The sequence below is a fragment of the Pseudomonas sp. Hz4 genome, assembly GCF_054898165.1.
The window spans coordinates 2,464,517-2,477,706 of the sequence record NZ_CM142719.1; the positions used below are offsets into that span (position 1 = coordinate 2,464,517).

The following is a 13,190-nucleotide window of genomic DNA, read 5'->3' on the forward strand; positions in this document are numbered from 1 at the left end:
CTGTAAAAGCGAAACCGCCACCAGCCATCACCGCAGAAACGGATATGTACCCCAACCTTAAGTGAAACAGCATTAGGCTTTGACCCAGCGTTGGCGGCTCCAGCTGCTCAGCGAATCGACGGCCAATACCAGTAACAGCATGGCCAGAATAATAGTGCTGGCTTGAGCTTCCTGGAACAGGCTGAGGCTGACATAGAGCATCTGCCCCAAACCACCTGCGCCGACGAAGCCGAGCACGCTGGCCATGCGGATGTTGTTCTCCCAGCGGTACAGGATGTAGGCCAGTAGCTGTGGCAATAGATTGGGCAGTGTGCCGTACCAGAAAGCCCACACGGCATTGGCGCCCTGCAGGCGGATAGCTTCGGCCGGTTCGGGTGGGGTGTTTTCCAGCGCTTCGGCGAACAGGCGGCCGAGCACGCCGGTGGTGTGCAGGGCTAATGCCAGGGTACCGGCATTCGGGCCAAGCCCGGCGGCAAGGACCATCAACGCGGCCCACACCAGTTCCGGAATCGCGCGCAGGGCGTTGAGCACAAGGCGCGACGCGCTCTGCAGCGGCCAGCCGAATCGCCCGGCCGCGGGTAATGCCAATAGCAGACCGAGCACCGCCGCGAGCAGGGTGCCAAGGGCGGACATGGCGATGGTTTCCAGGGCGCCAAGGCCGATGGCTCGCAGATGCGCCGTGCTCAGGTCCGGGCTGAGAAAACGCTGCGCATAGGCACCCATCTGGTTCAAATTGCCGGTGTCACCCAATTCGGTGAGGTCGATGCCCAGATAGGTGAACGACGCGGCGACCGCTGCGCCGATGCACAGGACCAGTACCAGGTTGAACAGGCGATTCACGCCAGTCTCCAGCGCAGCAGGCGGCTGAGTTGATCGGCGAGCAGCACCAGGACCAGGAAGGTCAATAACAGACTGGCCACTTCACCGCCGGCAAACATGCGCAGCGACAAATCCATTTGCTGGCCCAGACCGCCGGCGCCGACGAAGCCCATCACCACCGAGGCGCGGATGGCGCATTCCCAGCGGTACACCGTGTACGACAGCAGCTCCGCAGCGACATTGGGTAAGATCCCGTAGCAAAAGGCCGCGAGCCGACTACTGCCGGCCTGCAGCAACGCGTGGGCCGGGCGCTGATCGACCGACTCGAAAATTTCAGCGTAGACCTTGCCCAGCATGCCGCTGTAGGTGATGGCAATCGCCAGTACCCCGGCAGTCGGGCCGAGGCCAACGGCGCGCACGAACAGCAAGGCCCAGACGATTTCCGGCACGCTGCGCAGGAAGATCAGTAAACCGCGTACCGGCCAACGCAGCAGCTGGCCCCAATAGCTCGGATGGCCGGCACGGGAGGCAGCAGACAGTGACAGCGCCCGGCTGGCCAGCAGGCTGGCGGGGACTGCCAAGAGCAACGCCAGGGCCATGCCGGCTGTGGCGATGGCCAGGGTCTGCAGGGTGGCTTGCAACAACAGCTCAATGAATTCCTCGCCATGAGCCGGTGGCCAAAAGGCTGAGACAAATTTGCCAATATCGCTCTGACTGTCACTGGCTACCAGTACGCTCAGGTCCAACTCGCTGTAGTGGATGCCAGGCCACAGCAGGGCAAGGGCCAGCAGAATGAGCAGCAGGCGGGGGCGGGTGGCGGGGTCTCGGGTATCGCGCGTCAGCATCGGGGAATCTGCACACTCATGGGTGCCGGAGGAACCGGCGAGGCTTGCAGCTGTTCGTTGGCGTAGAGCTTGTCGAGCAGCTCGCGGTCGACAACGCCGGCCGGCAGGTCGAACAGGATCTGTCCATCACGCAGGCCGATGATGCGCGAAAAATGCACCAGGGCCAGTTCCACCGCGTGCAGGCTGGCGACCAGGGTGACGTTGTGCTCCCGGGCATGGTGGCAGAGCACCGAAAGCGTGTGCTCGGCGAGCACCGGGTCCATGGCCGACACCGGCTCATCGGCCAACAACACCTCGGGCGCTTGATATAACACGCGGGCAATGCCTACGCGCTGTAGCTGTCCACCGGACAGCTGCTGGCATTGCGCGAACAACTTGTCACTCAGGTCCAGCCTCGCCAACGCCGCGCGTACGCCCGGAATATCCAATGGATGCAGCAGGTTCAGCAGGCTCTTGCCCAGACCCCACTGGCCAAGCTTTCCGGCCAGAACCGCAGTGACCACGCGCAGGCGCGGTGGCAGAGGGGGCGACTGATGTATCAGACCGATGCGAGCGCGCAGACGCTGACGCGAACGGGCAGAAAGCTGCCAGGCTTGCTCGCCGAGCACCTGCAGCTCGCCGTTGTCCGGTCGCAGGGCGGTGGCCAGCAGGTTGAGCAGGCTCGACTTACCCGCGCCGGACGGGCCGATGATGGCGACCTGTTCGCTTGCACCGATGTGCAGGTCCACGCCACGCAGCGCCTGGACGCCGTTGGCGTGGGTAAGGCTGACCTGGGTCAGATGCAATGTCATTTGAGCAGGTCGGAGGCGCGTGCGGCTTCCTCGATACCCTTGTAGTTTTCAGGCTTGGTTTCGATGAAGCGGCTGGCGGCCTGCAGGTCCAGAATCTCCTTGTCCTTCGGGTTCGCCGGATCGAGCGCAAGAAAGGCGGCCTTTATCTTGGCCGCCAGCGCCGGGTCGAGCGTCCCGCGCACCGTCCAGTTGTAGTCGTAATAGGTCGGAGTGGTAGCAAATACTTTGACCTTGGTGGTATCGACCTTGCCGGCGGCGACCAGTTTTTCCCACACGCTGGCGTTCAGTACCCCGGCGTCTACCTTACCGGCCTGGACCCAGGCGACGGTGGCGTCATGGGCACCGGAGTAACCCACGCGGCTAAAGTACGTTTCGGGCTTGATGCCGTCCTTCAGCATGAAATAGCGCGGCATGAGACTGCCCGACGTGGATGACACCGAGCCGAAGGCGAAGGTCTTGCCCTTGAGATCGGCGAGGGACTTGATGGCTGGGTCGGCAGTGATGAACTTGCTGGTGAACTGGGCGTCCTGTTCGCGCTGTACCAGCGCAATGGCATTGCCGGTTTTCAGGCGTGCCTGCACGAACGTGAAGCCGCCCAGCCAGGCCATATCGATTCTGTCAGTGGCCAGCGCCTCGACCACGGCCGGATAGTCGCTCACAGGCACGAACTCGACTTTCATGCCTGTTTGTTGTTCCAGATAAGCGCCAAGGGGCTTGAACTTGCGGAGCAGTTCGGTCGGGGCTTCATCGGGAATCGCGCTGACTTTCAAGGTGTCGGCGGCCTGCGCCAGCAGGGTACAAAAAGACAGGGTTAAGCCGATGGCCAATGCCAGGTTACGCTTGAGCATGTAAGTTCTCCGTTTCATTAGCGCAAAAATGTCGCTGCGCTAGGCACACGCTGATTGCTGAATGGCGTTTGCGAGGGTAGACGAAACGCAGCGAATATATGTGATCCTGCGTCGTTGGCCTGCTTTGCCGTTAGTGGGCGGGATTGAAGCGTGTAATGCCCCAATCCCGCCACTTCTATTTTTTGCCAACCGGCAATGGAGGGGTGCGAGGCGGGATCAATCGTTTTGTCCCAATCGACTCGAACGCCGACGCCAAGCGAAGCAGCGTCGAATCGTCATAGGCACGACCGGCAAAGGTCAGCCCGACGGGCATGCCGATGTCCGGCATGATGCCCATTGGCACAGTGACTGTGGGAACGCCGAGGTGCCGGATGGCGAGATTGCCATTGGCGACCCATACGCCGTTACTCCACGCGATATCCGCAGACTTCGGATCGACATCGGCATTCGCCGGCCCCACGTCGGCTACTGTCGGGAATACCACCGCATCAAGCGCCAGCCGATCCATCCAGTCTTCAAGATCGATTCGACGCGTCTGTTCAAGTCCGCGCAGCCCGTCAGGCAATGTGGTGATCTGGTCCCACGGTGTGATGCCGCGCTCGGCCATCCTCACATATTCGTCCATACCTGCGGCAAGGTCGTCCTCCCGGTTGGGGAGCGTCCCGGGGTCGTGCGGGAAAATCAGCGGTCCATCGACATCGGCCAGACGGTTCAACGTGGGATCGCTATTGGCTCGCAGAAAATCATCGAACGCCCAGGCCGACAGGTCCCACAGCTCATGATGAAGGAACTCTTTGGACACCAGGCCCCGCGTAAACACCGTCGGCGCACCAGGACGATCACCTTCGCAATTGGAGACCAACGGGAAATCGACTTCGACCACTTCCGCACCGGCAGCTTCGAGTGCCTGGCGAGCGGCTTCCCAGAGCCCGATCACGGAAGGACGGGTGATGATTTGCTGCCCCGTCGGACCACCGATGCCAGGCGCATCGCCTGTCCCCGCTTCGGGATCCGCGTTGATGTACATGCGGGGAACGCCAAATCGCTTTCCGGCGAGCGCATCAGTATTCGCGGCAAGCGACCCATAGGAGGCGGGACGCACCGAGGCAACGCTCGGAATCGGCACCCAGGGTTGCATCCGCCACAGGTCGCCCCGAGTGTCGGGATCATCCGCCACCACCACGTCGAGCACCTCGAGGAGGTCGGCCATGGATCTGGCGTACGGCACGACAACGTCCATCGTCGGCGTCAACGGCCAGTTCCCGCGCACCGAGATCACCCCGCGCGAAGGCGTATAGGCGCACAAACCATTGTTCGAGGCAGGACCGCGTCCGCTCGACCAGGTTTCTTCAGCGAGGCCGAATGCCGCAAAACTGGCGGCGGTGGCAGTACCGGCGCCGTTTGATGAGCCCGATGCGAAAGGAGCGGTGAGATAGTCACCGTTGTACGGGCTCTGCGCACGGCCGTAGACCCCGCGCTGCATGCCGCCGTTTGCCATGGGCGGCATATTGGTCTTGCCCAGGCAGATCGCACCAGCGGCGCGAAGTCGCTCGATCGTGAACGCATCGCGATAAGCAGTCAGGTTCGCGAACGCGGGACTTCCAGAGGCGGCGGTGAGCCCCTTGACCAGATAACTGTCCTTGGCCGTGTAGGGAATGCCATCGAGTGGACCCAGCGTCTCGCCTTTGGCCCGACGGGCATCGGACGCCTGCGCCTCGGTGAGCGCCTCGGTGTTTCGAACCACCACCGCGTTGAGGGCGGTGGACGTGTCGGGTCCGTCGTAGGCGTCGATCCTGGCGAGGTAGGCCTGGACAAGCTCAACCGCTGTGGTTCGGCCAGACTCGAGCGCGGCACGCAGCTCGGCAATGGAAACCTCGGTGACCTCGATCATGCTGTTACCACCGGCGGCGTTGGGTTCAGGGACATCACTTATCTCAAAATGGGTATTCATCGGTGTTCTCGTTGCGCGGCTTTATGCGTTCTATTTGACACCACGCCGGGGTCATCAGGCTTTGCTGGCCGCCAGGTAAGCGCCAAGGCGTTGCCCCATTTGCTCGCCCAAGGCTTGCAGGCCACTCAAGGGACGGACCATCACCTCAAACTCAATGATTTTTCCTTGTTCGTTGAAGCGGATCATGTCGATGCCCTTCAGCTCTTTTCCGCCGACGTTGGCGCTGAATTCCAGGATGACGTTCAACCCGTCGGCCGTCGACAGCTCCCGGTGGTAGACAAAATCCTCAAATACCTCGATGACCGTGTTAAGAATCATCGATACCACGGCCGCTCCCGGGTAAGGCGTGTGAGCCATCGGCGAGCGAAATATCGCCTGTGGGTCCAACAAACCGGGCAAGGCGCTCAAGTCACCCTTGCTGATCATTTCATGCCAATGGTTCAGGGATTCTGCGGCTTTGGGATGCAATTTCAGTTCAGACATTTTCAACTCCTGTATTTTTATTGTTTTGCAAACGCTTCAGTGTTGCTCCGGATTTGGTTGCAAGCTATCGGGCGCCGGGGAGGGCGCGCGGGCTTGTGCGCTGCAGGCGAGAAAACCGAGGACGGCGCAGGTCAGCAGTTGCGGTAAGCGTGGGGAACGGCGCATCGGCAAACCTCATTGGGTACGGGACTCGCAATCAGGTGTTATGTATCACAGGTGTGGCAGAGGCATTAAGTGGGGGATTGATTTATTTTGTTCACGAAAAAGCCCGGCTTGTCAGGCCGGGCTTTTCGTTGAGTACTGCGGTAAAGCTATTCATTTATGCAGCGCGGTAGTTGATCAGGCGATCCGAGCCACCTTCAGCGACAACCGGGTGAGCAGGGGTAACGGCGAAAACGTTCACTGCAAACACCGAGAAAGCGATGCTTAGGAGGATTTGGCGTTTCATGATGGTGTGCTCCACACGCCGGCAATGATCATCCTGTCGTCCATTGAACAGGAGTTGAAAGAGGCCGTGGCTCAGGCCCGGCTGGCGACGCAAGCCGCGCTGGCACCTCTCGACGGCGCAACACCGGTGGAACAAGCGCTGATCCGTGCTCTGGAACAACGCTACCAGGCCGGTCAGGCGACCAGCCTTGAGCAACTCTTCACCTGGAACGATGCCTATGCGGCGTCCATGCGCGATGTCTACAAAACCTTTCCCGACGATCCCGACGTCACAGCGCTGTTTGCCGAAGCGATGATCGACCGCACACCCTGGCAATTGTGGGACCTGAAAACCGGTGAACCGGCGGCGGGCGCCGACACGCTTGGCCTATCGGGCCGATCTGGGACTGGACAACACACTCAGCCGTGCGTCCTGGCATCTGGACAATGTGTGGAGCCTGCACGGTTATGTGGAATGCCTGAAACGACTGGGTCGGGACGCCGAGGCAGCCGCTGCCCAGACGCGACTTGATCTGGCAATGGCCCGCGCTGATGTGGAAATCACGGCATCGTGTTTTTGTCGGGTTGGAAAGCGTTGTTGCAACTGACGCCCCAACGCGCCGGAGATTGCCTATGGATCGCTTGTCTACGTTGTTGTCGCAGTTCGGCGTGCGCGCAAACCTGTTTTACAACGGCAAGCTTTGCGGCATGGCCTTATGCGATGGCGCTGACCAGCGCGGTCATATTCAACTGCTGCAGGCGGGTTCCGTCACGTTGCTGGGGCCCGATCGGAAGGACTTGCTGCTTACTCAGCCCAGTCTGATTTTCTGCCAGTTGCTCCTTGTCAACGGCCAGAGCATCGCCCGGTTCGAGGGGCAATCACACACCACCCCTGGTCCTCGGAATCGGTGCATCAATTGCGGCGGTCGCACTGTGGGTCTGGTTTGGTTGCTGTGGCTCTTTGAGAATGCTGAGCGGTGAGAAGGCGTGAGTCCGGGCATTGGAAAGGCGGCTTTCGACCCAATATAGACGGCCAAGCGGAAGCACCGAACCTGGACGATTCATATTGGCCAGTCATTCACTCATCTAAATCGAAAGGCTAAACCGATACTCGTGCTCTGTCCCTTCTTGCCGAGATATAGGTTCGATCAAGAAGCCACACCGTTTGAGTACTTTTGCCGAGCCGATATTTCCAGCGTAGACGTTGGCAACCAGTTGTTTAAGGTTCCAATGCGACTGCGCCTCCTGGATCAGATGCCTCACCGCCAGCGTTGCCAGTCCCCGTCCGCAAGCACTTTGAGCAATCCGATAGCCGACTTCTGCCGACCGCTCGGGCATGTCGATGCCTTTCAGGTTCGCTCGACCCATTATTTTTCCATTAGGATCTTCGATGACAAATGGGTGCCAGGCTCCGGCGGCATAATCAGATAAATAAGCCGCAATGTGGTCGGTGACGCCCTGCACCGAGTAAAAAGCAGAAGCGCGCGCGTCAATGTAGCGCTCGAACCATTCGCGATTGTCCAGTTCAAAAGTCAGCAACGCCTCAGCATCATTACTTTGTAGTGTACGAATTTTGACAGGCTTCATGAGTCGCTCCCCTTTCTGGAAGAACTACTTGGATAATTGTGCAGTGGAACAACGGTCCGCTCTTGGCCGAAAGCTACCTGTCTTGAATGGCTGCTAGCGACCCAAAGCTGACATTCAGAGTAAGAAAATAAGTCAGTCCCCTTTTCCCTTTTGGTGCAGGCAGCTAACGTTTGAGTTCAGCGGCGGCCGAAGGCCGTCCGCTGGAACGAATGGTTAGACGCTTGTTGCGACAACACGGACCCTACCTCCAAGCCCTGGCTCGACGTGAACGGAAAAGCCGTTCGCCTGAAGTGCCGTGGATACCCACTCTGGCGAAAGCCTGAGCTTCCGATAGGCGCTGACCCGTAGCCGCCAAGTAGAAGCAATTCGTTCATGGAGCACATCGTGCACATTGACGTAATAGGGTTCGTACTCAAGAAAGCAGGTCAAGATTCGATCGGTGTCGCTCTTTACGGAGACAAAGCGCCCTTGGCCAACAAGTGGAGAGGTGTAGTCTCGGAACGTGGCGATGAACTTACCACCCGACCGCAACGATTGCGCAGCAAGAGAGAACAGCTTCTCGACGGACGCCAGTTCTGGCAGGTGAGTCAACGTGTCTCCCATGCACAAGATTAGATTTGCCTTTGCGTCGAGGTGGCGCTGAAATGACAAGAGGTCATCCTCGACCGCTCTGACGGGCAGCGCTTCAGCGTGCACCCGCAGCTCGTCAAGCAGGATAGAGGATGTGTCCACGGCGACCACTGAGCAGCCGCGGCGAGCCAATGGAATGGCGTGCATGCCGAAGCCCGCGCCGAGATCAACGGCGGTGGTTCCACTGGCTAGATTTGGGAGAACGGCTTCGATCTCGGCTTCGCCCCGAGATACGGCGGCATCAAAGCCGCCGGCCATCCACAGGTAGACAGGAGCGAGGTGGGTCTCGTAGTGATCAGCGACGGTGGCCATGAATGTGGGTTCCAAGCGTCTAACGTTCAGGTTAAGGGGCCGCGGTACGCGGTCCCAGTGAGCGGAGCGAGCGATTTGAACCGTTTGTTAGGTATTGATGCGCTTAAGGAAGCAAGCCTTACCCCGCCGCGATGAGTAGCGGAGAGACCAGGAGCGTTGCCCAGAACCCTGATTTTGGAACGGCAATGACGCAAATGATTGAGGTGATGAGCACGTAGATGCCAACGATTTTGAGTAGTGCGAGGTCGCCAACTGCTACGGCATGAATGGCTGCGTGCCCGGCGAGCATGAAAAGCGGCCCCAAAATGGTAAACCAGAGTGCAGTACGCCGAACTTCATGCGCTCTGAACTGGTCGACGAAGCCGGCGCTCACGGCTTCAGCGAATGCTGTTTTGAACTTGATAATACCGAATGGAATATGGAAGACGCCCAAGGCGAACAGGGTCCATGCGACGATGTTTGACATGTCTTATGCTCCGTAACGGTAAGGTGGAATGAGTGGGCCTAACGACCGAGTTGAGGGGCGCGCATGAAGCGGGCGAAGCCCGCAGATGGCGCGTCCCGCTCGAACGACTGGTTAGACCTCAGTGGGCTGCGCATGGCGACTGGGAGTTTTGCTCACGCCTCCGTGGCCATTGGCCAACCGATTCGTGCGGCACGACGGAGATTGGATTGAACGACCAAGCGGTGGAACGGGGCGATGACAAGAATATAGAGACGACCCAGGCGGTTGTGGCAATGGACCACGGTTGACAGAGTCAGGTGACGTTTGCCTCCCGCCGACGGCTGATTGGAACAGAGGACGGAGAGCCTGAAGTCCAGGTGCTTGTCGTCTTCTCCAAGGATAACTTCGGTCGGACTTGTGCCATAGATCCTGAAGATGCCGACGCGGCCTGTCTTGCTCTCCGCACCAAGTGACGCAAGTTGCTTGGCAGTTTTGAGGCCGAATCTGCCGACCACCGCATCTCGGACTGCCATGAGGCTGCTGACCCACGGTGCTTGTTGGGAGAAGATGAACCTCGCCAACAGTTCGGGATTGGTCGACGCTCCGGGCGGAAGCTCGATTGAGTAAGCATCAGCAAGATTCGTCGATGCGTAGGCTCTGGCAATTGCCGACTCCGGAGGAAGCGATACCGGCGTTGCGCGATGCTGTTGGGTTGACATGTGTGCGGTCCAGTGGTTGGGTTCTGAGGTCTAACGCGCCGTTGAGCGGCGCCGGAGCGCGTAGCGCGGAGGCGCCCGCTCCAACGGCTGGTTAGGCGTCATTCACATCGTTTCCAGCAGACGGAGATTCTTCTCTAAGTCCAATTCTTCCACCGTAACAGCAATTCCTTTTGAGTTGTCTGTGCGGAGATGAATGATCTTTTGGTACTCGGGTGAGTGGTACCAACTATTAAGCGCTTCCTTTGATTTGAATCGAATAACGACCGTCATCGAGCCTGGCTCACCCTCTAACGGTTCCGATTCGTAATCGGCTACGAGTATTTCTGCGCCGTGCGCTTCAAGCGTCGGAAAGACGGCGGGGACATAAGATTTAAAGCCTTCCGGCTTCGTGAGTTCGAAGTTGGCAACCAGATATGCGCTCATCAATTTATCCTTGACTCGTCGTGTTAGTAACTTGGTTTTGTCATTTCGTCGAGGAACCTAGCCGCTGCAGGATAATGGGACGGCTGCGTGACGCCTAACGATTAAGTGTGGGGTTCACGGCAACTTCAGGTTCCAGGCACTAGCGCATCAGGAGCGGAGCTCGCATGGATCGTGGCGATGCCGTCCGGATAACCAATGTCCACACCTTGATGAGGTCCAGAGCCCGCTGAGCGATCAAAGCTTCCGAAGGAACAGCATGAATTAAGTGGATGTTGTTGAGGCGCCAACTTCTCCTTGTCGGATACTGAGCCCGATCAAGGCATCATAGAGCTCTTGCTGCCCAGCTGGCAGAACAGGGAGCAACGTCGCACGGCGCTTGTCGACATCGAACCAGGATTCAACCAACCATCCCACCAGATAGAGCGCCGAAAGGCATCCGCCAGCGGTTGCAATGTTCCCCTGGCATACAAGAGGCTGGTCCACGGGCTCAAGTCCCAGAGCTTGCAAGCTCGATCGTGCATCCGGGTGTGTAGTTGCTTGGCCGCTGAGCAGCCCAAGCCGTTCGAGAATGAAGGCTCCGGCGCATATGGAGCCGATTCGCTGGCGTCTGGGATCAAGTTCAAACGACGGCAGGAAATCTGGAGCGGCAAGTGCGGCGGGTATCCCTTCCTTGCCGCTGACGAACAGTACCGCGTCGGCGTTATTGGCCTCGGAAAGCGGACCGTGCACCGAAACAGGCAGGCCGTGCGCCGATCGCACGATAGAGCTAGAACCCAATATTCGGACGTGCCAGTCCTCAGTGTTGCGGCCTAAAATGTCCCACATCAGGAAGAGGTCGATATCAGTGAATTGGTCGAAAGCAACCAGAACGATTTTCTTCAAGGCGAGCTCCATGAAAAGTGCTGGCGTGCAAAACGCAACGGCCATCTTTGCTGGTGTTCGCAGCGTATCAATCGGTTGCGCACCATACACAGTCTGTATGGCGCTAAATATGGAGCGAAATAACTGGTGAGAAAACTAACTCGTAACCATTGGATCGCGGCTGGTTTTGAGGCCCTCGACCAAATAGGGCATATTGGCGTTTCGGCCGAGAGTCTATCGCGCCGATTGAATGTGACCCGCGGATCGTTCTATCACCATTTCCGCAATCGCGAAGACTTTGTCCGCACCTTGCTGGCCGCTTGGGAAGACGACTACACGGAGCGCATGCTCGCTTATGCGGCGCAGGGTCGTAGCGCGGGCGAAATCTTGAAACGCTACTTGAGTATTGCCGCTGAGAAACAACCTGGGCGGGAGGTTTCCATCCGAGCCTGGTCGCTGCACGATCCGTTGGTAGGCGAGTTTCAGCAGCGTGTTGACACAAGACGACTGGACTTCGCGATACGGACGTGCCGCCGCTTGGTCCATATGCCAGGCGAAGCAGAAGTAATTGGTCTGGTGGCCCATCTGTGCCTGATTGGAGGTCAACAGGCAGGGCTGCGGCGTGATGCCGCTCGCTTCAACAGTTTCCTGCATCGAGCCTTTTCACTTTTCGAAGGGGCTCTTCCACCGTGGCGGGCCTAAGTCATGAACTAAATTGGGTAACTGAATAAATAGAGGTCGCGTGCCTGCCTAGCCTGGGTCAGTACAAGAGAAAGCGGTGTAGTCTTTCATCGCCCGAGTTACAGACTGAATCGCCCCTAATTTCGTAGTCACTCGATGACCGCTTCTGGCCGATTGCTGCTTTTCATGAAGGGCATTTGACGACCCAATGCGGACGCTGACCAGCATTTGGTTAAGGGGCGGGCTTTAGCCCGTCCCAGTGAGCGAGGCGAACGGTTTGAACCAGTTGTTATGCATGTTTTACTAGCCGTTTCTTTAAATGATACAGGTTAGTCCCGATGGGTCGATCCTCAAGAACACCATAAATCTCATACCCATGCTGCTCATAGAACTGTTTAGCATCAACGGTTTTTAAGAATGCAACTACTGCCCCATTGTTGGCGCCAATCGTTTCTGCTTTTTCCAATAGCATAGAACCGACTTTTCTACCGCGATGAGATTCCTTAACCCAAAAGGTATCAATTTCTAAGCCATCCCAGTAACAATTACAGCTTATTGCACCGATGTAGTCGCCTACTTCATCGTGTGCAACCACCATAAATATTTTATCTTCCGATTCTGGCGGTAGACTTGGATATTGAATTCGAAGATATTCTGAAAACCTATTATTCAGAACTCCTTGATCCTTTTCTGTTGGAGAATCCAATATATCAATCTTGATTTCCACTTTATTGCTCCGATCATTCAACTTTGAGTTGCCGTACGGCTTTTGGCATAACAATTAATTTTGCGACATGCGATGTCGCATAATATTCCATGTTCATGCGTAATCCCTTGAACAATCAAAAAATCGAGTCGGTAAACGCGACATCAAGAAGGGGGAAAGCGGCATATTTTTTTGCACATTACTGACGTATTAGCTGCGTGTCCATGGTCTGCTTGTGGCCGAAAGCTGCCTTTCGAAACACCCTCAGATTCATTTGTCACATTTAGATTGAGCTGCTTGATTTGGTCGGAGAGGTGGCGTCGTAGGGTAGGGGTTGCGGAAGCGACCGAAAAGATGCGGAAATGACACAGAGGTGGTGCAACAGAAGTCGCGTACCCCAGAAACGACAAAGCCCCGAATAATCAGGACTTTGTCGTATAAAGATGGCGGAGGCGATGTCTTTTATTTTGATGTTCATTGACGTCCATTAAGGTTCAATTTGGAGCGTAAAATAACTTTAAAAACAGTCAGTTATGAAGTTTTTTGTCTTTTGTGTTCCGCGTACAACCACGGAAAGCCAGGGGCCAAGGTATGGGCTGGAGTATGGGCTGAAACTCATCTAGATTGAGTCATCATCCTTTAAATTTCCCCTACAAAACGACT

Annotated in this window: 16 protein-coding genes and 1 pseudogene; 3 read left to right on the plus strand and 14 right to left on the minus strand. The window is 57.5% G+C overall.

Features of this window, described 5'->3' with window-relative positions; translation table 11 throughout:
• Positions 1-72: 72 nt before the first annotated feature.
• The 7 genes from phnE (ACYZTR_RS11155) to ACYZTR_RS11185 form a co-directional block, all read right to left on the minus strand.
• On the minus strand, positions 73-840 hold the full coding sequence (phnE, locus tag ACYZTR_RS11155) for a phosphonate ABC transporter, permease protein PhnE (protein WP_461978783.1): 768 nt from the start codon (positions 838-840) through the stop codon (positions 73-75).
• The gene (phnE, locus tag ACYZTR_RS11160; RefSeq protein WP_461978785.1) at positions 837-1,664 is read right to left on the minus strand and encodes a phosphonate ABC transporter, permease protein PhnE; all 828 of its coding nucleotides are present in this window, start codon (positions 1,662-1,664) and stop codon (positions 837-839) included. The genes phnE (ACYZTR_RS11155) and phnE (ACYZTR_RS11160) overlap by 4 nt, the downstream gene beginning before the upstream one ends.
• A complete protein-coding gene (locus ACYZTR_RS11165; RefSeq protein WP_461978787.1) occupies positions 1,658-2,455 on the minus strand; it encodes a phosphonate ABC transporter ATP-binding protein in 798 nt (265 codons plus the stop codon). The genes phnE (ACYZTR_RS11160) and ACYZTR_RS11165 overlap by 7 nt, the downstream gene beginning before the upstream one ends.
• Positions 2,452-3,303 carry a putative selenate ABC transporter substrate-binding protein gene (locus ACYZTR_RS11170; protein WP_461978789.1) on the minus strand — a complete coding sequence of 284 codons (852 nt, stop codon included), beginning with the start codon at positions 3,301-3,303 and terminating at the stop codon, positions 2,452-2,454. Before ACYZTR_RS11170 ends, ACYZTR_RS11165 begins: the two co-directional genes overlap by 4 nt.
• Before the next feature lie 175 nt (positions 3,304-3,478).
• Positions 3,479-5,194, minus strand: coding sequence for an amidase (locus ACYZTR_RS11175; protein ID WP_461979654.1), 1,716 nt, complete (start codon positions 5,192-5,194; stop codon positions 3,479-3,481).
• A gap of 114 nt (positions 5,195-5,308) precedes the next feature.
• Positions 5,309-5,737, minus strand: a complete 429-nt coding sequence (locus ACYZTR_RS11180; protein ID WP_461978790.1) for a nuclear transport factor 2 family protein — start codon at positions 5,735-5,737, stop codon at positions 5,309-5,311.
• 319 nt (positions 5,738-6,056) lie between these two features.
• A complete protein-coding gene (locus ACYZTR_RS11185; protein WP_461979931.1) occupies positions 6,057-6,185 on the minus strand; it encodes a hypothetical protein in 129 nt (42 codons plus the stop codon).
• On the opposite strand from ACYZTR_RS11185, the gene ACYZTR_RS11190 reads away from it, so the two are divergent.
• Positions 6,174-6,695 carry a hypothetical protein gene (locus ACYZTR_RS11190; protein WP_461978792.1) on the plus strand — a complete coding sequence of 174 codons (522 nt, stop codon included), beginning with the start codon at positions 6,174-6,176 and terminating at the stop codon, positions 6,693-6,695. The two genes, ACYZTR_RS11185 and ACYZTR_RS11190, sit on opposite strands and share 12 nt — an antisense overlap.
• A 101-nt stretch (positions 6,696-6,796) precedes the next feature.
• Positions 6,797-6,991: pseudogene (locus ACYZTR_RS11195) on the plus strand (AraC family transcriptional regulator); the annotation flags it as partial.
• Between the two features lie 258 nt (positions 6,992-7,249).
• Here ACYZTR_RS11195 and ACYZTR_RS11200 read toward each other — a convergent pair.
• The 6 genes from ACYZTR_RS11200 to ACYZTR_RS11225 form a co-directional block, all read right to left on the minus strand.
• On the minus strand, positions 7,250-7,750 hold the full coding sequence (locus ACYZTR_RS11200) for a GNAT family N-acetyltransferase (protein WP_461978794.1): 501 nt from the start codon (positions 7,748-7,750) through the stop codon (positions 7,250-7,252).
• 213 nt (positions 7,751-7,963) lie between these two features.
• Complete coding sequence (locus tag ACYZTR_RS11205; RefSeq protein WP_461978796.1) at positions 7,964-8,692, minus strand: class I SAM-dependent methyltransferase; 729 nt, start codon at positions 8,690-8,692, stop codon at positions 7,964-7,966.
• A 118-nt stretch (positions 8,693-8,810) separates the two neighbouring features.
• The gene (locus ACYZTR_RS11210; RefSeq protein ID WP_461978798.1) at positions 8,811-9,158 is read right to left on the minus strand and encodes a DUF6463 family protein; all 348 of its coding nucleotides are present in this window, start codon (positions 9,156-9,158) and stop codon (positions 8,811-8,813) included.
• Positions 9,159-9,310: 152 nt separating this feature from the next.
• Positions 9,311-9,856 carry a DUF2867 domain-containing protein gene (locus ACYZTR_RS11215; RefSeq protein WP_461978800.1) on the minus strand — a complete coding sequence of 182 codons (546 nt, stop codon included), beginning with the start codon at positions 9,854-9,856 and terminating at the stop codon, positions 9,311-9,313.
• A gap of 102 nt (positions 9,857-9,958) precedes the next feature.
• Positions 9,959-10,279, minus strand: a complete 321-nt coding sequence (locus ACYZTR_RS11220; RefSeq protein ID WP_461978802.1) for a DUF1330 domain-containing protein — start codon at positions 10,277-10,279, stop codon at positions 9,959-9,961.
• Positions 10,280-10,540: 261 nt separating this feature from the next.
• Positions 10,541-11,161 (minus strand): DJ-1/PfpI family protein, encoded by a 621-nt coding sequence (locus tag ACYZTR_RS11225; RefSeq protein WP_461978804.1) that lies wholly within the window; start codon positions 11,159-11,161, stop codon positions 10,541-10,543.
• A gap of 126 nt (positions 11,162-11,287) precedes the next feature.
• Here ACYZTR_RS11225 and ACYZTR_RS11230 point away from each other — a divergent pair, with 126 nt between their 5' ends.
• Complete coding sequence (locus ACYZTR_RS11230; RefSeq protein WP_461978806.1) at positions 11,288-11,842, plus strand: TetR/AcrR family transcriptional regulator; 555 nt, start codon at positions 11,288-11,290, stop codon at positions 11,840-11,842.
• Positions 11,843-12,110: 268 nt separating this feature from the next.
• On the opposite strand, the gene ACYZTR_RS11235 is transcribed toward ACYZTR_RS11230, so the two are convergent.
• Positions 12,111-12,548, minus strand: a complete 438-nt coding sequence (locus ACYZTR_RS11235) for a GNAT family N-acetyltransferase (protein ID WP_461978808.1) — start codon at positions 12,546-12,548, stop codon at positions 12,111-12,113.
• Between the last annotated feature and the right edge of the window lie 642 nt (positions 12,549-13,190).